This is a genomic window from Psychrobacter sp. CLB018 (assembly GCF_041222815.1).
GTDB classification, from domain to species: Bacteria; Pseudomonadota; Gammaproteobacteria; order Pseudomonadales; family Moraxellaceae; genus Psychrobacter; species Psychrobacter faecalis.
In genome coordinates this window covers 1,979,136-2,004,717 of record NZ_CP166085.1, presented here as the reverse complement: position 1 = coordinate 2,004,717, position 25,582 = coordinate 1,979,136, and the positions used below count along the sequence as shown (strand labels likewise).

22 protein-coding genes are annotated in these 25,582 nt (G+C 43.3%); 9 read left to right on the top strand and 13 right to left on the bottom strand.

The features are described from left to right. Window positions 1-155: 155 nt before the first annotated feature. Window positions 156-1,619, bottom strand: a complete 1,464-nt coding sequence (locus AB8P72_RS08420) for a deoxyguanosinetriphosphate triphosphohydrolase (protein ID WP_198328929.1) — start codon at window positions 1,617-1,619, stop codon at window positions 156-158. A 184-nt stretch (window positions 1,620-1,803) separates the two neighbouring features. Then, on the bottom strand, window positions 1,804-2,895 hold the full coding sequence (ychF, locus tag AB8P72_RS08415; protein WP_102077091.1) for a redox-regulated ATPase YchF: 1,092 nt from the start codon (window positions 2,893-2,895) through the stop codon (window positions 1,804-1,806). Window positions 2,896-3,254: 359 nt separating this feature from the next. Here ychF and AB8P72_RS08410 point away from each other — a divergent pair, with 359 nt between their 5' ends. The 4 genes from AB8P72_RS08410 to AB8P72_RS08395 all read left to right on the top strand — a co-directional run bounded on the left by AB8P72_RS08410 (window position 3,255) and on the right by AB8P72_RS08395 (window position 7,957). Continuing rightward, window positions 3,255-5,438: an ATP-dependent helicase gene (locus AB8P72_RS08410; protein WP_369957609.1), complete on the top strand. Its 2,184-nt coding sequence runs from the start codon at window positions 3,255-3,257 to the stop codon at window positions 5,436-5,438. Between the two features lie 232 nt (window positions 5,439-5,670). Then, window positions 5,671-6,918: an NAD(P)/FAD-dependent oxidoreductase gene (locus AB8P72_RS08405; protein WP_369957608.1), complete on the top strand. Its 1,248-nt coding sequence runs from the start codon at window positions 5,671-5,673 to the stop codon at window positions 6,916-6,918. A gap of 101 nt (window positions 6,919-7,019) precedes the next feature. After that, window positions 7,020-7,358, top strand: coding sequence for a RidA family protein (locus tag AB8P72_RS08400; RefSeq protein WP_333612935.1), 339 nt, complete (start codon window positions 7,020-7,022; stop codon window positions 7,356-7,358). A 176-nt stretch (window positions 7,359-7,534) separates the two neighbouring features. Continuing rightward, window positions 7,535-7,957, top strand: a complete 423-nt coding sequence (locus AB8P72_RS08395; RefSeq protein ID WP_369957607.1) for a tetratricopeptide repeat protein — start codon at window positions 7,535-7,537, stop codon at window positions 7,955-7,957. Window positions 7,958-8,060: 103 nt separating this feature from the next. On the opposite strand, the gene AB8P72_RS08390 is transcribed toward AB8P72_RS08395, so the two are convergent. From AB8P72_RS08390 to AB8P72_RS08380, 3 genes are all read right to left on the bottom strand, one after another. Then, window positions 8,061-8,885, bottom strand: coding sequence for an enoyl-CoA hydratase (locus AB8P72_RS08390; RefSeq protein WP_198328923.1), 825 nt, complete (start codon window positions 8,883-8,885; stop codon window positions 8,061-8,063). Between the two features lie 226 nt (window positions 8,886-9,111). Continuing rightward, window positions 9,112-10,248 (bottom strand): glycerate kinase, encoded by a 1,137-nt coding sequence (locus AB8P72_RS08385; protein ID WP_198328922.1) that lies wholly within the window; start codon window positions 10,246-10,248, stop codon window positions 9,112-9,114. A gap of 82 nt (window positions 10,249-10,330) precedes the next feature. Next, window positions 10,331-11,683: a GntP family permease gene (locus AB8P72_RS08380; protein WP_369957606.1), complete on the bottom strand. Its 1,353-nt coding sequence runs from the start codon at window positions 11,681-11,683 to the stop codon at window positions 10,331-10,333. 234 nt (window positions 11,684-11,917) lie between these two features. Here AB8P72_RS08380 and cobT point away from each other — a divergent pair, with 234 nt between their 5' ends. After that, a complete protein-coding gene (cobT, locus tag AB8P72_RS08375; RefSeq protein WP_369957605.1) occupies window positions 11,918-12,985 on the top strand; it encodes a nicotinate-nucleotide--dimethylbenzimidazole phosphoribosyltransferase in 1,068 nt (355 codons plus the stop codon). Then, window positions 12,985-13,884: an adenosylcobinamide-GDP ribazoletransferase gene (cobS, locus tag AB8P72_RS08370; RefSeq protein WP_369957604.1), complete on the top strand. Its 900-nt coding sequence runs from the start codon at window positions 12,985-12,987 to the stop codon at window positions 13,882-13,884. Before cobT ends, cobS begins: the two co-directional genes overlap by 1 nt. Before the next feature lie 48 nt (window positions 13,885-13,932). Here cobS and AB8P72_RS08365 read toward each other — a convergent pair whose 3' ends face one another. Then, window positions 13,933-14,814, bottom strand: a complete 882-nt coding sequence (locus tag AB8P72_RS08365) for an IS982 family transposase (protein WP_369957603.1) — start codon at window positions 14,812-14,814, stop codon at window positions 13,933-13,935. 140 nt (window positions 14,815-14,954) lie between these two features. Between AB8P72_RS08365 and AB8P72_RS08360 the strand changes: the two genes are divergently transcribed. Beyond that, window positions 14,955-15,551: a histidine phosphatase family protein gene (locus tag AB8P72_RS08360; RefSeq protein ID WP_369957602.1), complete on the top strand. Its 597-nt coding sequence runs from the start codon at window positions 14,955-14,957 to the stop codon at window positions 15,549-15,551. A 64-nt stretch (window positions 15,552-15,615) separates the two neighbouring features. Here the strand turns inward: AB8P72_RS08360 and AB8P72_RS08355 are convergent, their stop codons facing one another. The 6 genes from AB8P72_RS08355 to ppsA form a co-directional block, all read right to left on the bottom strand. Next, on the bottom strand, window positions 15,616-15,840 hold the full coding sequence (locus AB8P72_RS08355) for a hypothetical protein (RefSeq protein WP_369957601.1): 225 nt from the start codon (window positions 15,838-15,840) through the stop codon (window positions 15,616-15,618). A gap of 265 nt (window positions 15,841-16,105) precedes the next feature. Further along, window positions 16,106-16,615 (bottom strand): 50S ribosomal protein L9, encoded by a 510-nt coding sequence (gene rplI / locus AB8P72_RS08350; protein ID WP_068404825.1) that lies wholly within the window; start codon window positions 16,613-16,615, stop codon window positions 16,106-16,108. A gap of 25 nt (window positions 16,616-16,640) precedes the next feature. Next, window positions 16,641-16,868: a 30S ribosomal protein S18 gene (gene rpsR / locus AB8P72_RS08345; RefSeq protein ID WP_068404827.1), complete on the bottom strand. Its 228-nt coding sequence runs from the start codon at window positions 16,866-16,868 to the stop codon at window positions 16,641-16,643. A 16-nt stretch (window positions 16,869-16,884) separates the two neighbouring features. After that, window positions 16,885-17,283, bottom strand: coding sequence for a 30S ribosomal protein S6 (gene rpsF / locus AB8P72_RS08340; protein WP_068404828.1), 399 nt, complete (start codon window positions 17,281-17,283; stop codon window positions 16,885-16,887). Between the two features lie 275 nt (window positions 17,284-17,558). Further along, the gene (locus AB8P72_RS08335) at window positions 17,559-18,545 is read right to left on the bottom strand and encodes an RDD family protein (protein ID WP_369957600.1); all 987 of its coding nucleotides are present in this window, start codon (window positions 18,543-18,545) and stop codon (window positions 17,559-17,561) included. A gap of 153 nt (window positions 18,546-18,698) precedes the next feature. Next, the gene (gene ppsA, locus AB8P72_RS08330) at window positions 18,699-21,083 is read right to left on the bottom strand and encodes a phosphoenolpyruvate synthase (RefSeq protein ID WP_369957599.1); all 2,385 of its coding nucleotides are present in this window, start codon (window positions 21,081-21,083) and stop codon (window positions 18,699-18,701) included. 427 nt (window positions 21,084-21,510) lie between these two features. On the opposite strand from ppsA, the gene AB8P72_RS08325 reads away from it, so the two are divergent. Both AB8P72_RS08325 and sthA read left to right on the top strand, forming a co-directional pair. Continuing rightward, window positions 21,511-22,407: a pyruvate, water dikinase regulatory protein gene (locus AB8P72_RS08325; RefSeq protein ID WP_068404832.1), complete on the top strand. Its 897-nt coding sequence runs from the start codon at window positions 21,511-21,513 to the stop codon at window positions 22,405-22,407. Between the two features lie 189 nt (window positions 22,408-22,596). After that, the gene (gene sthA, locus AB8P72_RS08320; protein ID WP_068404833.1) at window positions 22,597-24,240 is read left to right on the top strand and encodes a Si-specific NAD(P)(+) transhydrogenase; all 1,644 of its coding nucleotides are present in this window, start codon (window positions 22,597-22,599) and stop codon (window positions 24,238-24,240) included. A gap of 112 nt (window positions 24,241-24,352) precedes the next feature. Here the strand turns inward: sthA and AB8P72_RS08315 are convergent, their stop codons facing one another. Beyond that, entirely contained in the window at window positions 24,353-25,513 is a 1,161-nt protein-coding gene (locus tag AB8P72_RS08315) for an ABC transporter permease (RefSeq protein ID WP_227678314.1), read from the bottom strand. Between the last annotated feature and the right edge of the window lie 69 nt (window positions 25,514-25,582).

The following is a 25,582-nucleotide window of genomic DNA, read 5'->3' as shown; positions in this document are numbered from 1 at the left end:
GATGTCTATCATACTCATTTCATTGCGAAAATACGAATGAAATAGACGGTTATCGTTGATTGTCCAGTTTTTAGAATTGGTTTTAGACTGAATTTTAAGCTTGGTTTTAAATTAATTCTAGACTTCTTTTTAAACGAGATGCTTAAACATGTTGTTTAAACAATGGTGCCCCAATGCCCTTGTAGCTCTTGCGCCAGTCGATAGGCTTCATGGTCATTCATACCAGTGATAAAATCTAATACATTAAGCATATTATCATAGGTATTATCTGCTAGAGTCCGGCGATGTTCATCGAGATGCGGCTGGAGTAATTTTAGCAAACGCTGCTGCTCAAAGGATATTTGGCTTATCGGCGCATTGGTTTTATTTGCCTCTTTTATCCAGGCGAGTGGCATAAAAGCATCGAGCAGGCGCTGCAAGCATTGATTGGCCATCAGCTCCATGCGCACTTTACTTGGGTGATTAAATATCTTTTCGCGTGCCAATTGCTTAGCTTGGTTGATGCCACTTTGTACGCTCGGCTCACAGTGCGCAAACAAGCTGCCTTGTAGCGTCCCCGCCAACATAGTATCACTATTGGCTACAAAGGCATCGGTGACGGCATTGACCAAACGCATCATTGCCCGTGCCCGCAGCGATGCCAAATGCTGTCTGACTGACACTTGGGTGGGTAGAGCAAGCGTATCAGGGCGCTCACCAATCAGCTCATAAAAAATCGCCGCAACCTCTGCATAGCTTAGCATATTCAAATTGATGCCATCCTCCAAATCTATCAGCGCATAGCAAATATCGTCTGCCGCTTCTAATAAATAGGCTAGCGGATGACGAGCAAAGCCATCGTGCTGCTTTGAATATGGCAAGTTTAACGTTGCTGCCAGCTCCTCTAACTGCGCTGCCTCACTATAAAAGCAGCCAAATTTTTGCATGTTAGTGGTGTGATTGCCTTGGTAAATGCGGTTGTTTTGATCAATAGAGTTGTCTTGATAAACGGGATTGCTATGAGTGGCAAGCCAAGGGTATTTCATAAACGCGCCTAAAGTAGCGCAGGTTAAGCGCATACCACCTAAATCAGGGTGGTGCTCATTTCGGGTTAATATACGAAATCCTTGTGCATTGCCTTCATAAGCCAGTAAATCTAATTGCTCGTTATTATTCAGATTTTGCAAGACTTGCTTACGGTCAGGATGCATAAACCAATCACGAATGGCGTACTCTCCGGCATGACCAAACGGTGGATTGCCAATATCATGGGCAAGGCAAGCTGCTTGGATAATGACGCCGACATCAGCGGGCGCGACACCGTTCGGTAAGCCGCCGCCCAACTTATCATGCAGCTTCTCTGCTGCCATGATACCCAAAGAGCGACCAATACAAGAAACTTCTAGCGAATGTGTTAAGCGCGTATGAATACCAAGCTGGTTGGTCAACGGATGAACTTGGGTCTTTTGATTCAGCTGACGAAAGGAATGTGAAAATACCAGTCTGTCGTAATCTTTATGAAAGGAGGAGCGTGCGCTGTCCTCGGCAGGGGCTTTTTTATGACTGCCTAAACGCTGAGCACTAAATAATTTTGCCCAATGGTCGCTAGAATTCGTGGTTTGATTAACAGAAGCAGTCATCATTTATCGTCCGTTATTTTTATCATTCTATTTTATTTTTGCTTTTAGAGAGGTTAATTACTTTAACGTTATTCCCTTTATTATAATAAAAAAAGCCAGCGTTGAAGCTGGCTTTTGGTTGTTCTCTACTAAGACTGTGTAAACACTCAATCCGCTTGTACTTGTAAATATTAAACGTTGAACGTTAAACGTTAAAACGGAAATGCATCACATCGCCATCTTGCACAATGTAGGTTTTACCTTCTAAACGTGATTTGCCGGCTGCTGCTGCACCTTTTTCGCCGCCATACTCAATAAAGTCGTCATACGCAATGACTTCAGCGCGGATAAAACCCCGTTCAAAGTCGGTATGAATCACACCAGCAGCTTCAGGAGCGGTTGCGCCAACAGCGACTGTCCAAGCGCGGACTTCTTTGACGCCTGCCGTAAAATACGTTTGCATATCAAGCAAATCATAACCGCCGCGAATCACTTGATCAAGACCAGCTTCTTCCATATCCATTTCAGCTAGGAAGTCTTTTTTGTCATCTTCATCAAGCTGAGCAATTTCAGATTCGATTTGATTGCATAGGGCAATGACAATAGAATCTTCGCCAGTGGCATAGTTACGCACTGCATCTAGATATGGATTATTCTCAAAGCCATCCTCGCTCACGTTAGCGATATACATCGTTGGCTTTAAGGTAATCAGACCATAACTTCTGATCAGTTTTTGCTCTTCTTTGTCTAGGTTAGCACCGCGGGCGGCTTTGCCTTCTGCTAATAATGGCTCGATTTTTTTGAACACATCGAGCATGGCCGTCGCATCTTTGTCGCCACCTTTGGCTTTTTTGCTTAAGTTAGTAATAGCTCGCTCAACGGCTTCTAAATCGGCCAATGCCAATTCGGTATTGATGGTTTCGATGTCGTCGATAGGGCTGACGCGGCCGTCAACGTGGACGACGTTGTCATCATCAAAGCAACGTACCACGTGAGCAATCGCATCGGTCTCGCGGATATTAGCCAAGAACTGATTGCCCATACCTTCACCTTTTGAGGCGCCAGCGACCAAACCTGCGATGTCGACGAATTCCATCGTTGTCGGCAATACGCGCTCGGGCTTGACGATATCAGCCAATTTTTTTAGGCGTGGATCTGGCACAGGAACAATACCGGTATTGGGATCTTTGGTACAAAAAGGGAAGTTTTCAGCGGCGATACCCGCTTTGGTCAAGGCGTTAAACAGGGTGGATTTACCCACGTTTGGTAGACCGACGATGCCGCAATTAAAACCCATAACATGCTCTCAATATATTAATAAAATCAGGCAATAACAGACTTGGTATTTAGTCAGTATAAAGCTTGGTAAAATAGGAACTCAAAATTGGGCATATTGTAGCAAATTTCAGCCAAAATGGGTGAGGTTGTTGTGCTTGCTATTTTAATTTTTACGCTCAATCACAATACTTAGTAACCTGTTTAATACCGCGGTTTAATACCATCCTTTAATATCATCGTTTCATATGAGTGTTCGTTATCAATGACCTTCAGCGCCCTGTCTATTATGATAAGCTACTACCTATAAATGATGATGCATGCTGCTGCGCTATCATCAATAGCCAGCACGATAAACCACACCAAAGGCAATTGTTAATAATGACCACCATTTTTGCTACCCACCATTATAATTATCCGCAAAATTTCGTTGACATGAAACCCAAGCTGACGCGGCTTGAGCAGGCGATTAAAAAGCTCGAGGCCAACTTGATAAATGCGGATGCTGAAATATTAGAGAAACGGCTTGCCAGTCATTTAGGGTTACAAGTGGATTACGCTCGTGAGCTGAACCCTAACCAGTTGTTGGCTGCCACGACTATTGAGGGCAAAGTATTGGTCATCGCCGGTGCAGGCTCTGGTAAAACCAAAACCTTGACTTATAGAACCAGCTATCTGATAGAAAATGGCGTCGCGCCAAAAGAGATTTTGCTATTAACCTTTACCCGCAAGGCGGCCAATGAAATTAAAAGTCGCGCTAGAACTTTGCTGGCAAGCCGTCTAGATGATAGTCACATAAATGGTAAGGCGCTAAATGATATCACTAGCGGCACTTTTCACTCATTTTGCAATATGTTATTGCGCCAATATTCTGGGCTACTTGGTATCAATCCGCGCTTTACGATTTTAGATACCGGCGATAGTGAAGATGCGATTGATTTGATTAATAAAGAAAAAAAGTATCCGACCAAAATAACCAATCAGGCGTTTCCGCGCAAAAAAACCTTGCAAAATATCTTTTCAACTTCTAGAAATCGGCGCATTCATATTCGCGACTTAATCGAAAGCAGTTATCCTGATATCGCCGTGCATATTCCAGTTATTGAGCAATTGGCGGTCGACTTTCATGAATATAAGCGTGCCAATCATTTATATGATTTTGATGACATCATCAGCCAAGTGGTGCGCCATCTAAAGCACAATGACACCTTTCGAAAGCTGCTACAACAGCACTATCGTTATGTCATGGTCGATGAATATCAAGACACCAATATTCCGCAAAAAGAGCTGATAGATTTGATTTGTGCGCCGGCGTCGGTATCGCTGATGGTCGTTGGTGATGACAACCAAAGCATCTATGCTTTTCGCGGTGCCAATTATGAAAATATCTTACTATTTGGCGAAAGCTACCCCGAAGCAAAACTGATTAAATTAGAGCAAAATTATCGCAGTACGCCAGCGGTGCTGGATTATATCAATGCTTTATCGGCGCAAATTACGTTGGGCTATCAAAAGCAATTGTACTCGGGCGCATCTATAGAAGGCATCAAGCCAATATTTCGCCGTTTAAGTGATGAAACAAAAGAGGCTAAATATATTGCAGATAAAATTATCGAATTAAAACCAGATTACGATTATGAGGACTTTGCTGTCTTGTGCCGCACATCTTTTCAATCCAACTACGTTCAGCTTGAATTTATGGAACGCAATATTCCCTTTATCGTCGTGGGCGGCATTCGCTTTATTGAGCGGCGTCATATCAAGGACGTTTTAGCCTTTGTCAAAATACTTTATAACCCAAATGATACCATTGCATGGCACCGTATTTTAACCTTGTTTAAAGGGGTAGGGGCAGTAACGGCGACGCGCTTAACCCAAGCGATTAATGCCGATAACAATGTTAATAATAATGTTAACAACAATACTTTTGAGCCGCTATTAGCACCATCATTTGCGAAGAAAAGCCCACAGCTTAAATCATTGCATACGACTTTAACCAAAGCCAGTCAGGCAGAGTCAGTGGAAATAGTGATTGAGCGAATTTTAGCGTTTTATATTCCTGTATTAAAAACGATTGAAGAGAATTGGCGCGAGCGTAGTGAAGATTTTCGTGTGCTTAAAAACCTAGCAACAGAGTACGACAGCCTCGATAAATTCTTAGAAAATCTTGCCCTCGATCCGCCCAATGATTCAGTTGCTACCGCAGGCGAGCCTGAAAAAGACGAAAATAGTAATGATAAAGTTACCATTTCTACCATTCATAGTGCCAAAGGGCTTGAATGGCCAGTGGTATTTGTCAACTCTCTCGTCGATGGTATGACGCCGCACTATCGCTCGCTCAGTGATTTTGAAGAGTTAGAGGAGGAGCGTAAGCTGTTTTATGTTGCTTGTAGCCGTGCTAAGAGCAGATTATTTTTAACTGCGCCCGAGTATTTCTCAAGCTATTCGGGTTACTTTGATAAGCCGTCACGGTTCATCGCTGAGCTACCTGCCGATAAGTTGACGGTCGAGACTGGCAAGAAGCTTTTAGAAACACTAGCAAGTGAGGATCCAATTTGGTGGTGATTGGTTTATTCCTTGCATTTTGATTAGCCAAAATAGGTCTAATTTCTTAATAATTTCTACATTATTCCTATCAGAAATAGCTTTCAATTAAACGCATAACCGAAAGTATTAAATAGCAAAAATATTTCTATGATAAGGGTTTAATCTGATGCGCAATGCGTTACTATTACTCCCTTATCTGTTATTTCTCAACCTTGATATTCTGTATTAAAATCTTAAAAAAGGACGTGTTATGCGCTACGAAGTGATCGTTATCGGTGCAGGTATGGTCGGCACCTCAGCGGCTTGGCATTTACAAAAAAATAACGCCAAAGTTTTACTGTTGGACAAAAAACTACCGGGCTCTGAGACTTCATATGGCAATGCTGGTTTGATTCAGCGCGAGGCGATTCATACTCATCCGTTTCCACGCCAGCTGACTGAAATGATACGCGTATTGCCAAACCAAGGCACTGATATTCGCTATCGAATCCCAGCGATTTTGCGCTATCATCAAGCGTTATTGCAGTATTGGAAATACTCGACGCCAGCTTCAATTAAAAAAATCGAAGCCGAGTGGCAGACACTGATTGAACATTGCACCAGTGAACACCAAACCATGATTGAAGCGTCTGGCGCTGAATATTTGATTAGCCGCAAAGGCTGGTTGCAGTTGCATCGCTCTGAAGAGACGTTTAAAGCAGCTATTGATGCTGCAATCAAAGACCGCGATCAGGGCGTTGAGCACAATGTCTTGACGCTTGACGAATTAAAAGCGATGGAGCCGAGCGCCAATTTTGACGAGTTCGTTGGCGCGATTCATTGGCTAAACTCTTGGCAAGTGTCAAACCCGAGCTTATTGGTGAAATCATACGCAAAAAACTTTCAAGAAATGGGTGGTACCATCAAAGAAAGCGGTGTCAATGAAATCGTCCAAGAAGCAGATGGCTGGAAAGTTGTTACCGACAACGACACTTTTTATAGTGAAAAATTGGTCATTGCTGCTGGGCCTTGGTCTAACGATTTAATCAAACCGCTTGGTTATGATTTGCCGCTGTTCCCAATGCGTGGCTATCATCAGCATTTTAAAGTCACGGAAAAAAACACCATCAACCATAGTATGTTTGATATGGATAAGGGTTTTGTGATGGGTCCGATGCAGCAAGGTATCCGTATCACTACCGGTGCTGAGATGACCACTATGAATGCGCCAAAGAATTTTGGTCAATTAAATACCGTATTAAAACTTGCGCGCAAAATTCTGCCGCTAGAAGATGCCGTCGAGAGTGAAGCGTGGGCGGGCTCACGTCCTTGCATGCCAGATATGAAGCCAGTCATCGGTCCTGCGCCGCAGCACGACAAATTATGGTTTGCCTTTGGTCATAGCCATCAGGGTTTTACCTTAGGACCCATGACTGGTCGTCTGGTAGAGGAGATGATTCATGACAAGCCATTATTGGTTGATATTAAACCCTTTAGCGCTGAGCGTTTTTCTCGCTAACTCCTAGCTAAGCACTGTTTAAAAAAATCTGAACTGTTTATATATTTGACAGTTCAGGTATTTGAAAGAACTGAAACATTAAAAATTAAGGATAATAATTCATGCAAAAGCTGCATAGTAACCAACGTATGAGTCAGATTGTGATTCATAACCAAACCATTTATCTGTCCGGTCAAGTGGGTAATAGCGAAGATGATATAAAAGCTCAAACCTTAACGTGCTTAGAGAAAGTCGAAAAATTACTGCAAGAAGTTGGTAGTGACAAATCAAAGCTGCTATCCGCAACCGTCTGGCTAAAAAGTATGTCAGACTTTGCCGCAATGAATGAAGTGTGGGATAAATGGTTTGAAGGCGTCCAGCCACCAGCGCGTGCATGCGGCGAATCAGCATTGGCTCGTCCTGAGTTATTGGTCGAAATTACCGTTATCGCTGCTGAATAATTACGAGCGTTTAATGACTGAATCTAACTGTGTATCGTAGATGCTAAGATTGAAAGCGATATAAAATAAAAGGGTGTGATTGCTATCACGCCCTTTTCTATGAGCTATTTATATAAATTAGTCTATAATCAACATCATTTAGCGCATTTGACGTGCAACCAACAGGGTCACCCATCATGATTAATACCAAAATATATAAATCCATCTATGTTTTAGCAGAAAAGCTGCTAGAAGCGGACAGTAAGAACGATCAAAAAACCTTTGATGCGCTATATGCGCAGCTAAAAGATTTGTGTAACGAAAATGAAAAAAGCGATAAAGACCATCCTGAACAGTGGGAAACCTTGGCTGACTTTACCGAGGATTTGGATGAAGCGTTAGTTATTTATCAAAAAGCGTTAGATAAAGCCGCGGCCATTAATTCAAAAGACCATTTGGCATCGATCGCTTTTTCTATGGCTGAGCTGCAAATCGAATTGGGCCAAACCGATGCTGCGATCAAAAGTCTGCAAAATGCTAAAATCAGCGCTAATAAAATCGAAGATAGAGAGTTTAAAGTTGAAATAAATGAATTATTGACCAAGCTCTTGGCAGAGTAATTTTAGCTATTGCTATTTGTTATTGAGAAAAGCGTCTTTGATTATTTAAAAAAGCGCGTGTGCCGATATCGGTATTTTATGTTATAAAATGCTGATATTGTTCTTAGTGTCCTGTCCATACGGCAGGACGCTTTTCGATAAAGGCATCAATCCCTTCACTCACATCATCCGCCATCATATTGCAGCTCATCACCTCGCTGGCATACTCATAAGCCTCAGCCAATGTCATATCCAACTGGTTATAGAACATGGTTTTGCCAGTGGTCAAAGCGACTGAGGATTTGGCGGTAATGCTATCTATTAAAGACTGCAAAGTCGTATCTAATTGCTCTGCGCTTGCCACACGGTTGATCAGTCCTTGGTGCAGTGCGGTATGAGCATCGATAAATTCACCGGTGATGAGCATCTCAAATGCTTGCTTGCGAGAGAGGTTGCGACTGACTGCTACTGCAGGGGTGGAACAAAACAGCCCTACGCTGATACCAGAAGTGGCAAATTTGGCATTGTCCGAGGCGACAGCTAAATCACAGGCTGCCACCAACTGACAGCCAGCAGCAGTAGCGATGCCCTCTACTTTAGCTATCACCACTTGTGGCATGCGATTGATGGTCAGCATCATCTGGCTGCACTGTTCAAATAAGGCGCGCTGAAATGCCTTTTCTGGATTGGCGCGCATCTCTTTTAGATTATGACCGGCACAAAAGGCCTTACCGTTTGCGGCAATGACGACCACGCGAATACTGCTATCTTGGACGATGCTGTCTAGCTCTGTTTGCATAGTAGATAACATATCTACTGATAGCGCGTTAAACTGTTTGGGACAATTGAGTGTCAACGTCACAACACTGCCTAAGTTTTCTCTAATAACCAAAGGCTCGTTAGAGTCTATAAAGGAAGGGTGTGATTGAATAGGGTTAAATTTGGTCATTTATCGTCCTTGATAATATGTTTATAAACTTAGCATAAAGTATAAAAGCAATTTAAATTATTGCTCAAATAGTAGCATGCTTAATCAGTTAAGCAATAGCTCAGTGATATGGATACAGCCGATATAAAAATAGCGCTCTTATATGCTAAGAGCGCTATTGACATAAGCCATTATTTTTTCATAAAGTATTGCATTCAAAAGGTAAGCTCACGACAAACGATTATTTTTATTGTATGCTTTGACCCAATTTTATCGCTGCGGCAATATTAGTAGCGGTAATTTCAATATTGTTATAAGCGTTTTTAAAGACATTATCGAGGGAATCTAGCTTTTGGATACTGGGCACAATGACGTCAAACTGGCTAGTCTGAGCGGATTTTAGCCCATCAACACTGCCGCAAATAGCAATCACGGGGGTATGACTCAATTTAGCAATTTGGCTAATACCACCCGCCACTTTGCCCATAGCAGACTGAGCATCAAGCTTGCCTTCACCAGTGATGATCAAGTCTGCATCGGCGATATGCTGTGATAAATTGGCCACTTTTGCCACTGTATCAAAACCTGACTTTAAATCCGCTTGGCAAAAACTCATTAACGCATAGCCCAGTCCACCTGCTGCACCGGCACCTGCTACCTCTTGATGGCCTTGATAGCCATGCTGCTCGCACACATTTACAAAATGCGTTAACGATTTATCTAACTCATGGACTTGCTGCGGGCTAGCGCCTTTTTGAGGACCAAATATGGCACTGGCACCCAATTCACCACATAACGGATTGGTGACATCACAAGCCACCTCAAATACTGTGTTTAAGACGCTTGCATGAAAGCTGGTCGCATCCAATCGTTGCAAGTTAGCAAGTGCGCCGCCGCCTTGGGCTAAGATGTTGTCATTACTATCATGAAACGTCATACCAAGCGCCGTTAACATACCAAGTCCTGCATCATTGGTAGCACTGCCACCAAGACCAATAATAATGCGCTTGACGCCTTCATTTAGAGCATCCTCAATCAATTCGCCGACGCCATAGCTGCTAGCAATGACAGGATTACGCTCTGCTACCGTCAATAGATGTAAGCCACAAGCTTGAGCGACTTCAATGACCGCAGTTGCATCAGGGAGTAATAAATATTTTGCGTTAATCGGTCGCATTAAAGGGTCATGGACAGGCACTTCTTTCCAGCGTCCACCTAACACATAAGACAACACTGCAGAAGTCCCTTCGCCGCCATCCGCCATCGGTAGCAGTTTATAGTCAGCGTCAGGAAACACTTGGCTGAAGCCAGATTGAATAGCGTGGCAGACATCCAGTGCTTCTACACTTTCTTTAAACGAGTCAGGGGCGATTAAAATTTTCATGACTTTCTCTTTAAATGTTTCTTTGAGTCTTTTTTAATTACTTAAATTTTAAAAATTGACTTTCAATAATTTACTTAAGGCGCTAGATAAATACCAAGGTCAATAGCCAAATAAAGATGATGCTGGTCACGCCTTGAATCCCTGTTGCCATAGAGTGGGCTTTGTAAGCCTGCGCCACACTCATACGACTAAACTGGCTAACAATCCAAAAGAAGCTGTCATTAGCATGCGAGACAGTCATCGCGCCTGCACCAATCGCCATCACACAAAATACGCGACCAAGCTCACTATCAAGACCTATTTGACCTAATAATGGGGCGACCATCGCCGAAGTAGTGACCAAAGCAACAGTGGTTGAACCTTGTGCTGTTTTGAGCGCCGCAGAAACGATAAATGGCATAAAAATACCAAGCCCTAGGGCAGATAACGTAGTACCCAAATAATCACCGATCGGCGTGACTTTTAGCATAGCGCCAAACGCTCCCCCAGCACCAGTAATTAAAAGAATAGGCGCTGCGACTACCAAGCCTTGTGAGATGCTGTCACTAATCTGCTGTGTTTTTTGGTCAGTATTAATCAGTAAGAATGATAAAAACAAACCAATTAATAGGGCAGTTAATGGATTGCCAATAAATATGAGAATATCGGTTAGTATGCCACTACCAAATGGTGTGCTGGGTAAATTGGCAACAGACGATAAGCAAATCAATATAATGGGCACAATAATAGGCAAAAATGCCATAGTCGCTGATGGCAGTTTGCTGTAGTCGTCGCGAGTCTTCATATTATCCGGTACGGCAACTGCGTCAAGGGCATCGATATTGTCAGGTGTGGCGTCAAGGAAGCGATTTGACCACAGCCAACCAGCAAGTACCGCAACGGTGGTGACGGCAACACCAACCATGATGACCAAGCCCAAATTTGACTCAAGTCCCAAGTTTCCTGCTGCTGCAATCGGACCGGGTGTTGGCGGTACGAAGGTATGAGTGGCATATAAGCCAGTTGCCAAGGCGATACTCATTGCCACACTTGATACTTTTAAGCGCTCAGCCAAAGACTCTTTTAACGAGTTTAAAATAATATAGCCTGAGTCGCAGAACACGGGTACAGATACGACAGCACCAACGATAGACATGGTCAAAGTCGGGAAGCGTGGTCCCAAAACTTTAATGACGGTTTCCGCCATCACGATGGCGGCACCCGTTTTCTCAAGGATTAGGCCAATGATGGTTCCAAACACAATCACCAGCCCGATATATCCTAAGATACCGCCAAAGCCATCAGAGATAGTTTTTGCGACCGTATTAAGCGGTACTTGATAAAAAAGTGCGACCAGAAAGGCAGATAGTATTAATACTAAAAAAGGATGCCATTTTAACTTCGCAGTGGCAAAAATGATAAAAAGAATGGTCAGCAGCAGCCAAAATACGATCATTACTGTCTCTATATAGTTGTTAATCTCTTATCGCTATTAATGCAACTCACACAGCATTTAGTGAGTTTGGCGTCTAGCTTAACATCAATAGTGATATGAATTTTTAAAGGTGCATATTCTATCGTAAATCTATCCTACTAGGGAGTCTATTCGGCTCTCATTTGATTTTATTCGTGGTAAAGCTGAGATACTCTGCTAGTATGTGGGTTTTGTTTTAATTGTATAAATACGAGGGTGGTTTGCTTGAACACATTTATAGCACCAACGATTGCAAACATAGAAAATAACGAGCTGTACCAACAATTGCAGCAAATCGTTGACCAAAAAACCAAGCCACTGGGCGCCCTTGGACGCTTGGAGACGCTTGCGGTGCATTTGGGCATGATTCAAGGTACGACCACGCCGCAAATTACGCAACCGCAAATTCGGGTATTTGCTGCCGACCATGGCCTAACCAAGCATGGTACCTCAGCATATCCTAGCGCGGTAACGGCGCAGATGGTTTATAATTTTTTGCAAGGCGGTGCTGCTATCAATGTTTTAGCGCGTCAGCATGGTATTGAGCTAAAAGTGGTTGATGCTGGTGTCGATGCCGACTTTGCCAATTCTCCTTTTAAAGACCACGCGCAACTGCTTGATTATAAAGTGCGTCATGGAAGCCGCGACGCCCTTAGCGAGCCTGCCATGACAGCAGAAGAGTGCTTAGCCGCATTAGAAAATGGTATGGACGTAGTCAAGAACATGGCGGGCAATCTATTGATTGTCGGTGAAATGGGGATTGGTAATACATCCGCAGCCAGTTTATTACTGGCAAGATTGGGCGATATACCGCTTGACGAGTGTATCGGTCGCGGCACTGGCCTTGACGATGCAGGATTAAAGCACAAGGTAAGTATTTTAACCCAAGTATTAGTGCGGCACAGTGAAGCGCAAGCACCATTCGACATACTTGCGGCATTAGGCGGGCTTGAGATTGCCATGATGGCAGGAGCGCTAATGCAAGCCGCCAGTGAGCGCCGTATTCTCTTAATCGATGGTTTTATCGCCAGTAGTGCATTATTGGCGGCTGAGCGCTTAGCGCCCGGTGTTGTTCAATATGCTGTCTTTGCTCATCATTCGGTCGAGCCGGGACATACGCATTTATTAAAACTGCTCAATGCTGAGCCGTTACTCAATATGGGTATGCGCCTAGGTGAAGGTAGTGGCGCGGCGCTGGCGTATCCATTATTACAGTCGGCTTGTGCGATTATCAATGAGATGGCAAGTTTTAATGATGCTGGTATCAGTGGACAAAATAGCTAATGTCACAATTATCAAAAAAGCCATCAAAACAACCATTAAATCAGACATTGAATCAACCAAATGCATTACCCCAGTCTTCGTCTAAACCAAGTATTAGTCAATTTATAAAGTATGAATGGCGTTTATTGTTAGTAGCAGTACAGTTTTTAACGCGTCTGCCCGTACCGCAATTTGCCAATTACAATCCGCAGTGGTTGCACCAGAGCAGCCGTCATTTTCCTGGGGTAGGTTTGCTGGTTGGGCTACTTTGCGCGAGCGTATTTTGGCTAGGCAGCCTTTTATTTACGCCTTTGGTGGCGGCAGTGATTAGTACGGCCTTTGGAATTAGGCTCACTGGCGCTTTTCATGAAGATGGACTTGCGGATAGCTGTGATGGTCTAGGTGGTGGTCTGACTCGCGCGCGTACTTTAACCATTATGAAGGATTCGCGCTTAGGGACTTATGGTGTATTAGGATTGGTCTCGGCGTTACTTATCAAAATCAGCTTATTGGCGTCTATGTCTTTATCAGTGGCTATCGTGGCGCTGATTATTGGACATACGCTCTCACGTTTATTATGTATTAGTTTACTGGCGCTATTGCCTTACGGCGGTGAGATTGAGCATGCTAAAGCCAAACCAATGGCGCAGCAGCTGACGCCATTACAAGGATTATTGAGCAGTGGTTGGCTCATATTAGCGGGCTTGCTGGTCGTGCTCCTATTTCCAAATGCCGTGCAACAAATTGGTATTTGGCAATGGTCATTGGCTTTATTACTAGGCATCGTAACGACGGATTATATGCGGCGCTTGTTGCGCAGACGTTTAGATGGTTATACCGGTGATGGGTTAGGTGCCACGCAGCAGTTAAGTGAAATCGCTATTTATATCGGACTTGCTGCTTCGAACCCTTTTATTTAATTTTAACCCCAGTTCGGGATAAGCCACATTGTAACTCATTGATACTATTTACAATGTGGCTACCTGTCCCTGCTGAGGCATGTTTTTGATGGTGGGTTTATAGGGAAACCAGCAATAAGCAATCAAACCTGACAGCAAGTTTGTGATAAACCCCGTGACACTACGATGGCGTGAGTGTTCGATTTGGCACAAGTTTTTAAGCTCTCCAAACACCGTTTCAATCAAAGAGCGATGATTGAGTAGTGCCTCATCTATAGGCTCAAGCAATTGGAGTTTCATATTACGCCGAAGTTTGGTGATCAACATGGTATCACTGTGTTTTGTGAGCCACTCGTTTAGTGCTTTACTGATATAGCCTCTATCCCCAAACACCTTGCCAAACACAGACGTTGCCATATCCTTAACAGGCACTCTGTCATCGATATTACCCGCAGTGACTTTAACAGATAAAAGCTCGCCCTTATGATTGATAATGGCGTGCAGCTTAAAGCCATAGAACCAGCCCATGCTGCTTTTGCCTCGGGTTGCCATTCTTTCAAAGACTTTATGACGGTAGATACGCTTGTTATGACAAACTGCTATCTTGGTTGAATCAATATAGCTGATACCTGTACAGTCGCCCATCATGCTTTGCAAGTAGGCACATAATGGCATGATACTGCGTGGTATCAGCTCTATAAACCGTGAATAACTGGGCAAGTTTGGAAACTCCCGCTTCATCATGCCAAGCATGTGATGGTAGTAAAAAGACTTAAACTGTCGATACCGCAGTTGATGAAACAGTACCAAGATGGTCATCATCTCTGATACACTTATCTTGCATGCTCTTAGCCGTTGACGGCCCGTTGCGATTAAGTGAGCCTCAAACTCAGGTTTGAATTGCTGATAAAAGTCGTCAATATGGCAGTATAGTTCGGTTAGGTTGTCCATGTAAGAAGTCCTTTTTGCTTAAGTGGTCTTGGTAAACTTACTTTAGCAACTTTGGACTTCTTTTTTTATCTTTTTTTGAGCCCTTATCCCGAACTAGGGTTAATTTTAAGCGTATTATTTAAAAAGGATAATGATAGCCAATGGTTTTGTATATTTGGCGCCATCCAAAGCCCATTGCGGCTAATGGCTTTTGTATCGGACAGACTGATATCAGTGTCGATAAACGTAAAGTTAAACGCCTTGCTAATAAAATACAGCGCTTCGTGCGTTTTCATCAATTGCCAAAAGTGATTTGGGTCAGCCCACTACAGCGCTCATTAAAAGTCGGGGAAATACTGGCGCCGCATGGCTTTCAATATCATGTCGCCCCTGAGCTGGCAGAGATTGATTTTGGTAATTGGGACGGTCAGCCTTGGGCGCAAATTCCTAAACAAGAGATTGATGATTGGTGTGATCATTTTACAGATTTTGCCCCTAAGGGCGGCGAGAGTTTACAGCAGTTATTTGAGCGTGTGGAAAACTGGTTAAATGAGATGGCTGCGCAAAATAGGGGTAAAAAACCAGTATTAGCAGTCGGTCATGCGGGCTGGATAAATGCTGCCAGTATGATTGCCGCTCGGCAAGAGGCGCCAAAAATAGCGGCTGATTGGCCACAAGCAGTAAATTATTTACAATGCCGTAAACTAGATTTTCAACCAAAAAAGCTGACTGTTTATAATAGCCAGCTTTTTGAGTAATGATTTTTCTATCTCATTTTTATAATCGTCTATCTTTCCTTCATCAATATAGCAATAAAAACCTCTAATCTATCTTATCAAACCATGCTTTATTGTCTGTAGGGCTCATAGAATCAAAGCTAACATAAATACCCTCATCGTCTAAGGTAGCATACCAATGGTCAGCATTGTTGTCAGTCAAAATCTGGAAATACTTATCATTCACAATTCTACCGACCTTGTAGGTTTCACCTTCTTTATAAAACTCGTTACCTTGGATGCATATTAATTTATCATCAGTGTTTATCATCAGTGTTTATCATATCGTCCCATTTTATCTATGGCTAAATACAGCTAGGATAGCAATAGCACTGAGATTAATGAAGATGACTTTATAAGCAGTATTTTATTATTAGGTATAGGTTATGCAGGTATTTTATTACCATTTATTGCTACACAATACTATTGTAAGTATTAATGAGATAGCACTTAGCAAATTTTAGAAATAAAAAAGCCAGCAACATGACGTTACTGGCTTTCTTAGACGGGTAGTAAGTTTACACTACTACCAAAAATTACTCTTCTGAGTAATCTTCGTTGTCGTCTTCAACTTCTTCAGCGGCATCTTCGTTGTCGCCATCTTCAGAAAGAATGGTTACTAAGATGCTAGCAGTTACGTCATGGTGTAGTTGAATATCAACATTGTATTCGCCCACTTGACGTAGTGTGCCTTCAGGTAGCTTGATTTCAGCACGGTCAACTTCTAGACCTGAGTTAGTCAATGCTTCAGCGATATCGCGAGTACCGATAGAGCCAAATAGCTTGCCTTCGTCACCTGATTTAGCGCGCATGATAACATTAACGTCCGTTAACGCGTCAGCACGTTCTTGAGCAACCGCTACTTCTTTTGCTTCTTCAGCTTCAAGCTCAGCACGGCGTGCTTCGAACTTTTCAATGTTTGCTTTAGTTGCAGGTAGTGCTTTGCCCTGAGGGATAAGAAAGTTGCGTCCGTAACCTGGTTTCACATCGACAGTTTCACCGAGTTTACCAAGGTTGACGATACGCTGTAACAAAATAATTTGCATGAGTCATTCCTAGTTAACGGTTAAATTACTGATGGTTGTCAGTATACGGAAGTAGCGCAAGATAGCGAGCTTGCTTGATAGCAGTGGCTAGCTGACGCTGATATTTAGTAGATGTACCAGTAATGCGGCTTGGTACGATTTTACCATTGTCACTGATGTACTGTTTTAGCAATTCAACATCTTTATAATCGATGTGAGTGATGCCTTCAGCAGTGAAACGGCAGAATTTGCGACGGCGATAGAAACGTGCCATGAGTATTCTCCTTTAATTAGTCTTCACTGTTGTCGTTGTCGTCGTTTTCACGATTGTCTGGACGACGAGTCGTTGCTTTGCGTGCGCGTTTTTCATCGGCATTCTTGGCTAACTGCGACTCTTCAGTGACAGCTTCGTCACGGCGCATAACTAGACTACGAATGATCGCGTCGTTATAACGGAATAATTCTTCAAGTTCAGCCAAAGTCTCACCGTCAGTTTCAACGTTGAAAAGAACGTAGTGAGCTTTGTGAATTTTGTTAATTGGGTAAGCCAATTGACGACGACCCCAATCTTCTAGACGATGGATCGTACCGCCGTTGTCTTGAACCAACTTGATATAGCGTTCAACCATGCCGACCACTTGGTCGCTTTGGTCTGGGTGTACAAGTAACACCAGTTCGTAATGTCGCATTATGACTCCTTACGGATTAGTAGCTATTAACCCTATGTTAATAGCAAGGAGATTTATAAGGTAAGCCCAAATCTTATCGAATTTTGCAAAAACAATAGGGGATAAGCTTAGTTTATAAAGCGCAGTATTATAACAGTACTCAGCCTTTAACACAAAGGTTAATCACTGAGCGTCTGTCAATAAATAATAAAAGACGTAAATATAAATTATTCAATAAAAAAGCAGCGTATAAACGCCACTTTTTCATATAACTTTATAATAAACTTATAAACCCATTATTTTACCTTGGGTTGTTTGACCAATTGGCTATTGTCGGCTTTCACTACTAAGGTTTTAGCTAGTTTGTCATGCCAACCGATGTTTTCAGGACTTTTTGAGGCCATATAATAATGAACAATAATAACCACAAAACCTAAAAAGCTAGTAAATGAGAATAATAAGTTGTAAATAATAAACAGTAGTAGCGTACGCATGCCGATAAGCTTACTAAAAGAAGGCAAGCGGTGGGTGCTTTGGTCAACGACGCGAATACCGGTAATCAGCTTACCAAGTGATTGTCCCCGCAAGGTAATAAATACCAGCTGCAGCGCAAACAAACCAAACACCATCACTTGTGACATCATCAAAGTGCTGCTAGGAATACTTTCCATCAAGGTCATGGAATACTGATACGCGGCATCCATATCTTGGATGTTTTGAAATTTGGTATAGTCCACATCCATTTTGGTTAATGCCATGACCAGCGGTAAAATCGCTAATATATACAGTAAGCCATTTAGCGCAGTCGCTAACACCCGCGACATAATCGGCGCAAGGACGACATTACCGACGACTTTATCTTTAGGCGAGGCGGCTTTGACTGCAGCAGACTTATTCAATGACACATTTTTATTGGGCGTGTATTGACGATTGGTGGTCATGTCCAGCTTGGTATTTTTAGCGTTCTCTGCTGGGCGTTCAGGCTTACCATACAATCTGTCTAGCGATACCGCTTTGTCATCTTTAGAGGTGCTACTAGCAGAATCTTCTGGGAAGATAGTGACGTTATTGATAATAGAGTCATTATGATCTGCCGACACTATAGGGGCAGGACGATAATAAGTCTGATTATTGGTTAAATTACCAACAGGCTGCCACTGATCTAGGCCTTCATGCCACATCAAATCATCTAATACTACTTCACCTGAGGCGAGCATAATATTGAGCTGATCCAACGTGTATGGACCCGCTTGTACGTTATTTCGAGCAAGGAAAATCTGCATAATTGCCTACATAGTTAGTCATATCTTAAGTCACTTTTTCAAGCCACTTTCGCTAATACATTATATTAGGGTCTATTTGAAAAAATCAAATAGACCCTAATGTTAGTATATTAAATGACTCTGTCAATTAACGCTGTGACGTATCGTTACGTCTTATTTCGTTTCTTCGCCAGCTAAGAAGAACCAAGTATCTAACACTGAGTCAGGGTTTAGCGACACTGAGTTGATACCTTGTTCCATGAGCCAAAACGCAAGATCTGGATGATCTGATGGACCTTGACCGCAAATACCAATGTATTTGCCTGCTTTGTTACAAGCTTCAATCGCCATAGATAATAGCTTCTTAACCGCAGGATCACGCTCATCAAATAGATGAGAGACGATACCTGAGTCACGGTCAAGACCTAGCGTTAACTGAGTCAAGTCGTTTGAACCGATTGAGAAACCATCGAAGTGCTCTAGGAAGTCTTCTGCTAATAGCGCGTTGGTTGGTAGCTCACACATCATGATGACGCGCAGACCATTTTCACCACGTTTTAGACCGTTTTTCGCTAGCAACTCGATGACTTCTTTGGCTTCGCCAACGGTACGGACGAATGGAATCATAATCTCAACGTGAGTCAGACCCATCTCATCACGGACGCGTTTCAATGCTTTACACTCAAGCTCGAAGCAGTCACGGAAGTTGTCAGAAACGTAGCGGCTCGCACCACGGAAACCAAGCATTGGGTTTTCTTCTGATGGCTCGTATAATTTACCGCCAAGCAAGTTAGCGTATTCGTTTGATTTAAAATCAGACATACGCACGATAACTGGCTGATCCATAAAGGCAACGGCTAGGGTTGAGATACCTTCGACCAATTTATCAATATAGAAATCAACTGGTGACGCATAACCCGCGATACGCTCATTGATAGCTTGGGCGATTTCACGTGGTAAGCTGTTCATGTTCAGTAGCGCTTTTGGATGCACGCCAATCATACGGTTGATGATGAACTCTAAACGCGCAAGACCAATACCTTCGTTTGGCATTTGGGTAAATGAGAAGGCGCGATCTGGGTTACCAACGTTCATCATCACTTTGAATGCAAGCTCTGGCATAGATTCAACAGAGTTGGTTTGTACTTCAAAATCAATCTGACCTTCATAAATAAAGCCAGTATCACCTTCAGCACAAGAAACCGTCACGTCTTGACCATCAACCAATAATTCAGTGGCATTACCGCAGCCAACGATAGCTGGAACACCAAGCTCACGGGCGATAATAGCCGCGTGACAAGTACGACCACCACGGTTGGTGATAATCGCAGAAGCACGCTTCATGACGGGTTCCCAATCTGGATCGGTCATGTCTGATACTAAGACGTCGCCGTCTTCTACTTTGTCCATCTCGTTTAGGTTGCTAACGATACGTACTTTACCAGCGCCGATGCGTTGACCGATTGAACGACCTTCACATAGGATTTTAGCATCGCCAGTATTGATGATATAACGCTCCATGACGTTGCTGTCTTGGCGGCTCTTAACGGTTTCTGGACGTGCTTGAACAATAAAGATTTCACCGCTGTCGCCGTCTTTTGCCCACTCGATATCCATCGCTTGACCGTAATGCTTTTCAATGGTCATGGCTTGTTTGGCAAGTGAGTTTAGCTCTTCAGTGGTTAAAGAGAACTGCATGCGGTCTTGTTTTTCAACATCGACGGTTTTGACAGACTTAGTGGTGCTGCCTTCATCACCATAAATCATTTTCTTATGCTTGCTGCCTAGATTACGGCGAATGACCGCAGGCTTGCCATTTTCAAGCAATTTTTTGGAGATGTAGAATTCGTCAGGGTTGACCGCACCTTGCACAACCATTTCACCTAGGCCATAGCTTGAGGTGATAAAGACCACTTGATCAAAGCCACTTTCGGTATCTAGGGTGAACATCACGCCAGCAGCGCCAGTTTCTGAACGTACCATGCGCTGTACAGCAGCAGATAGGGCAACGCCTTCGTGCTCAAAACCTTTATGCACACGATAAGAGATGGCGCGGTCATTATATAAAGAGGCGAATACTTCTTTAATGGCAATCAGGACGTTATCAATGCCACGAATGTTCAAGAAAGTTTCTTGTTGACCGGCAAATGACGCATCTGGCAAATCTTCAGCAGTCGCAGAAGAACGTACCGCAACCGCGATGTCTTCGCCGCCACTCATGGTTTCAAACGACTGGCGCACTTCTTGCTCAAGGTCGCTTGGCAGCTCTTGCTCAATAATCCAAGTACGGATTTTTTTACCAGTCTCAGCAAGCTTATTAACATCATTCACATCAAGGGTTTTAAGCTCGTTGTTGATTTTGTCAAGTAAGCCTGTTTCTGTCAAAAAGCGATTGAACGCATTTGAAGTGGTCGCAAAGCCACCTGGAACGCTGACACCCAAATCAGATAAATGGCTGATCATCTCGCCAAGCGAGGCATTCTTGCCGCCAACCATCTCAATGTCATCTTTTCCTAGCTGATCAAGATTGATTACAAGTGCTGTAGATTGCGCTGCCATGATAACTCCAGAAAATAAGGTTATTTAGTAAAGATTATAACGGTCGATTATACCCCTATATTTGGGTAATTTCGATACCTAGAACCAAATAAATCGTCAAAAATATACAAATTGTGGCGTTTGCTACATATTTGCGCGGTCAAAACCCAATATTTGGTTGTTAGAATATAATAAAGAGTAAAATATAACTGGTTTTTAGAGAAAAAATTTGCTGATAAGAAACCTTCCTTTATAGCAATGCTATGGATGCATAAATACTCTTAATAGATATCTTTATTACATCGTGCTTACTAAGTGTACGCCTGTAACATTGATTTCTATTAGACAGCTATTGTGCGTATAATATAGGGCACAAGAAACTAACCGCTACAGATTTTCTGCGCTAAATAAAAGCGCCTATTGAGGTCTTAACCAAGGTGTTCACGTTATGTTTGTAAATAATCCGCCAGAAGCCGCCAAGCCGACCATTCAAAACAAACAAGCGTTGCAAGTAGATAACGACCAAAATATCAGAACGGCGTTTTTTATCTCTGATGGGACGGCGATTACCGCAGAAACCCTTGGACGCGCCATTTTAAGTCAATTTGCCTCTGTGCCTTTTGAAACTCGGGTGTTGCCTTATGTTGATAGCTTAGAGCGCGCCGAAGAAGCGGTCGAACAAATCAATATGGCCTATCAGCGCGACGGTTTGCTACCCTTGGTGTTCGATACGATTGTTAGCCCTGAAATTCGTGAAAAAATTAACTCAGCGCATAGCTGTAATTTGGATATGTATGAAGGGTTAATCGGCCGAGTCGCAGAAGAGACGGGCGTCGAGCCGGACGCGCATTCGGGTCATGCCCACGATAATGTTGATTCTGAAACTTATAAAGAACGTATCGATGCCGTGCATTTTGCGCTAGATAATGATGATGGTGCACGTACTCGTCATTATCATGCAGCAGATATCATTCTTATCGGTGTTTCGCGCTCTGGCAAAACCCCAACCTCACTGTATTTAGCGCTACAATTTGGTATTCGAGCGGCAAACTATCCGTTAACCGAAGAAGATTTAAACGACAATCAATTGCCAAAAGCCTTACGTGAGCATAAGCACAAGTTATTTGGCTTGTTAATCGATACCGATCGCTTAGTAAAAATCCGCCAAGAACGCCGCGCGGGCAGCCGTTATTCTAGCTATCAGCAATGTCAGCAGGAACAGCGCGCCATACAGGGCATTTATATCTCGCAAGGGATTCCGAGTCTTGATGTCTCTGAGATGTCTGTTGAAGAGATTGCCACACGTATCTTGCAGATGACGGGACTTAAACGCCGTATCGGCTAAAGGGATTAAGCAACAGCGTATAACGAATAACGGCTATGGCGATAACGTAACTGTCGCCAATATTGCAAAATATCCTATCAGCACGTATGGTAGGCACGCTTTAGCGCTATGAGTCTAACTTGATCGTTACTTGTAGACATTCATAGCCTAAAAAATACACAGATTTATAAATTAATAAAAGAGGATACGATGGGAAGCAAACCGATAAGCGACGCGACCAATGACACGGGTAAAGACATTCATACCGAGGTGTCTAATAAAGAAAGCGGCCGCGCGCCGAACCCTGAGCATACTGAAGGCAAAACTAAAAAAGCAAAAATTGAGCAAACCCATGAGCAAGTCACTGAAGATATCATGCATCACCCTGACTTGGTCAATCCGCTTGATGATATCCGCATCGATATTAAAACTCCTTTTACTAAAGACTCGCAGCGCATCAAAGGCGATAAGCATAAGTATGAATATGACGCCGTTGTCCTAGGCGCAGGGCCTGCTGGTGAAGCGGCGGCGATGAAGCTGACCAAGGCCGGCAAAAAAGTTGCGGTGATTGATCCGCGTGAACAGGTCGGCGGCAACTCTACTCATGTGGGCACGATTCCAAGTAAAGCCTTGCGTCAATCGGTTTTTAACTTGATTAACTTTCGCCGCGATCCTATGTTTACCAAGGCGATGGAGTATCAGCAAGTACCTCTAAACCGCGTGCTCGCTAATGCGCGCCGCGTCATCCGTAATCAAGTAAGCACCCACACCCGTTTTTATGAGCGCAACCGTATTGATGTGATTCATGGTTGGGCAAGCTTTGTTGATGCGCATACTTTAAGTGTCGAAAAAGACGACGGCGTCTTTGAAACCGTGACCTTTAATAAAGCCATTATTACCGTTGGTAGTCGTCCTTATCGTCCTGATATTTTAGACTTTGACCATCCGCGCGTGTTTGACTCTGATAAAATCTTGCAAATGGATTATGTGGTCAAAAAAATCATCATTTATGGTGCAGGCGTTATCGGTTGTGAGTATGCCTCTATCTTTACTGGTCTTGGCTATAAAGTTGACTTAATTAATAACCAAAATCAATTGCTCAATTATCTAGACAGTGAGATTAGTGATGCCATCGCCCATGACTTTAGACAGTTTGGCGTCTTAATCCGTAGCAATGAAGAAATTGACCACCTTGAAACTCACGATGATTACGTGGTCTTGCATTTAAAAAGTGGCAAGCGTATCAAATCAGATGCCATTCTTTGGTCAAACGGGCGTTCGGGTAACACCGAAGGCTTAAACTTAGAAGCTATTGGGCTGGAAGCCAATAGCCGTGGTCAGTTAAAAGTAGATGATACCTATTGTACCGGCGTCGAAAATATCTATGCTGCTGGTGACGTCATTGGCTGGCCCTCATTGGCATCAGCGGCCTACGACCAAGGGCGCTGTGCGGCGGCGTTTATGGTTGGCGATAGCGATGCCGAGCCAGTATCAAGCGTGCCAACCGGTATCTATACCATCCCTGAGATTTCTTGTATCGGTAAAACTGAGCAAGAGCTGACCGATGAAAAAGTCCCTTATGAAGTCGGGCAGGCGTTCTTTAAACATCTGGCACGGGCGCAAATCATTGGTGAGCGTTCGGGCGTGTTAAAGATTTTGTTCCACCGTGAGACGCTTGAGATTTTAGGTATTCATTGCTATGGCAATCATGCCTCAGAGATTATTCACATTGGTCAGGCGGTCATGAAATGCAACAATACCCTTGAGTATTTTGTGAACACAACCTTTAACTATCCAACGATGGCAGAAGCCTATCGCGTCGCCGCTCTCAATGGTTTAAATCGCGTTTTTTAAACCAAACATCATCAAGTCAGATAAATAAAAAAGCGCCTGCTTCTTGAGTAGGCGCTTTTTTTTGAGGTATTTTTTATAGCATAAATGCCAATACTATCCATATATTTTTATGCTAAACAGCAGTTTTGCTTTGGCTCGTACGCCAGCGGAAAAGTAGCAGTAATAAAAAGTAAAATGCCCACAATCCTGCCAATGCATAAAAGCCAGTTGCGACTTGCGCCACACTCGCGCCCATTTGATTAAGCTGAACAGAGGTATTAATACCAGGCGTCGTCGGTATGACCCAGCGGATGATTTGTAAAAACTCTGGTAATTGATTGGCAGGCCATGGATATCCGCTGACAAAAAACATCGGTAGCGAGCTAAAAATCAAGATTTGCATACTGCGCTCACGCTGACGGAACCAGAGCCCAAACACACAACCAAGCGTGGCGACAGTTGGGCAAAATAGCAACAAAAATAACAAGCTGCCAAGCATGTTTTGACCACGTGGATAATGGTGCAGCTCAAAGGTCCAGCCATAATAAAAGCAGCCGATGATAAAGCTGAACATACTGAGCGCTGCAATACGGCCAAGCCAGCCGCGAATACTGGCGGCATGACGACGCTGCTCATACCAGGTGCCAATTAACATCGCTGTCGACATCAATAGGGTTTGTTGCAGAATAAGAATAGCGACCGCTGGCACCACATAAGCGCCGTAGCCTTCGGTTTGATTATATAAAGGGATGATTCTTAACGGTACCGCTTGGGTATTTGCCGCTGCGGTTGCAGAATACGCCCCTTGCGCCACGCTTTTTTTAATCTCAACGCCCGCTGAAACCGTACTAACCGCCTGCAAAAAACCCATTTGAACGTTTTTATTTAATAGAAAATAACCCCCATTGCCTAATACGCTGACGCTCGCTGCTTTGCCAGATAAGACTTGCTGCTCAAGTCCGCTTGGGATAATCATATATCCAGCGATGTCATCGGACCATATCGCTTCTTGAGCGTCTTGCTCATTTAAAAAACGCTTGGTATCGAGCTGCGGGCTAGCACTGGCATAACGAACGATGGTTTGAGACAGATTGGTATTGTCTTGATCGACAATACCAACGGGCACATGGTTGACCACTTCGGTTGAATACGGCCAAGGATAAAAGAAGCCATAAATAATCGGCGCAATCATGAGCAGTAGTAGCACGCCTTTATCAGAAAAGACGTCTTGGATAGTTTGCAAAAAACTGCCGAAAAAGCTTTGCGCTGGCGAATGACTTTTTGCCTCTAACATAGCACTAGAAGGCTGATTTTTTGTTGCTATGAGGTTTTCTTGAGATAAAGGTTCTTTTGGTGTCATAAC

Excerpts from the sequence above, each read along its gene's own strand:
- AB8P72_RS08420 (WP_198328929.1), bottom strand. The coding sequence starts at position 1,619 with ATGACTGCTTCTGTTAATCAAACCACGAATTCTAGCGACCATTGGGCA.
- ychF (WP_102077091.1), bottom strand. The coding sequence starts at position 2,895 with ATGGGTTTTAATTGCGGCATCGTCGGTCTACCAAACGTGGGTAAATCC.
- AB8P72_RS08410 (WP_369957609.1), top strand. The coding sequence starts at position 3,255 with ATGACCACCATTTTTGCTACCCACCATTATAATTATCCGCAAAATTTC.
- AB8P72_RS08405 (WP_369957608.1), top strand. The coding sequence starts at position 5,671 with ATGCGCTACGAAGTGATCGTTATCGGTGCAGGTATGGTCGGCACCTCA.
- AB8P72_RS08400 (WP_333612935.1), top strand. The coding sequence starts at position 7,020 with ATGCAAAAGCTGCATAGTAACCAACGTATGAGTCAGATTGTGATTCAT.
- AB8P72_RS08395 (WP_369957607.1), top strand. The coding sequence starts at position 7,535 with ATGATTAATACCAAAATATATAAATCCATCTATGTTTTAGCAGAAAAG.
- AB8P72_RS08390 (WP_198328923.1), bottom strand. The coding sequence starts at position 8,885 with ATGACCAAATTTAACCCTATTCAATCACACCCTTCCTTTATAGACTCT.
- AB8P72_RS08385 (WP_198328922.1), bottom strand. The coding sequence starts at position 10,248 with ATGAAAATTTTAATCGCCCCTGACTCGTTTAAAGAAAGTGTAGAAGCA.
- AB8P72_RS08380 (WP_369957606.1), bottom strand. The coding sequence starts at position 11,683 with ATGATCGTATTTTGGCTGCTGCTGACCATTCTTTTTATCATTTTTGCC.
- cobS (WP_369957604.1), top strand. The coding sequence starts at position 12,985 with ATGTCACAATTATCAAAAAAGCCATCAAAACAACCATTAAATCAGACA.
- AB8P72_RS08365 (WP_369957603.1), bottom strand. The coding sequence starts at position 14,814 with ATGGACAACCTAACCGAACTATACTGCCATATTGACGACTTTTATCAG.
- AB8P72_RS08360 (WP_369957602.1), top strand. The coding sequence starts at position 14,955 with ATGGTTTTGTATATTTGGCGCCATCCAAAGCCCATTGCGGCTAATGGC.
- AB8P72_RS08355 (WP_369957601.1), bottom strand. The coding sequence starts at position 15,840 with ATGATAAACACTGATGATAAATTAATATGCATCCAAGGTAACGAGTTT.
- rplI (WP_068404825.1), bottom strand. The coding sequence starts at position 16,615 with ATGCAAATTATTTTGTTACAGCGTATCGTCAACCTTGGTAAACTCGGT.
- rpsR (WP_068404827.1), bottom strand. The coding sequence starts at position 16,868 with ATGGCACGTTTCTATCGCCGTCGCAAATTCTGCCGTTTCACTGCTGAA.
- rpsF (WP_068404828.1), bottom strand. The coding sequence starts at position 17,283 with ATGCGACATTACGAACTGGTGTTACTTGTACACCCAGACCAAAGCGAC.
- AB8P72_RS08335 (WP_369957600.1), bottom strand. The coding sequence starts at position 18,545 with ATGCAGATTTTCCTTGCTCGAAATAACGTACAAGCGGGTCCATACACG.
- ppsA (WP_369957599.1), bottom strand. The coding sequence starts at position 21,083 with ATGGCAGCGCAATCTACAGCACTTGTAATCAATCTTGATCAGCTAGGA.
- AB8P72_RS08325 (WP_068404832.1), top strand. The coding sequence starts at position 21,511 with ATGTTTGTAAATAATCCGCCAGAAGCCGCCAAGCCGACCATTCAAAAC.
- sthA (WP_068404833.1), top strand. The coding sequence starts at position 22,597 with ATGGGAAGCAAACCGATAAGCGACGCGACCAATGACACGGGTAAAGAC.
- AB8P72_RS08315 (WP_227678314.1), bottom strand. The coding sequence starts at position 25,513 with ATGTTAGAGGCAAAAAGTCATTCGCCAGCGCAAAGCTTTTTCGGCAGT.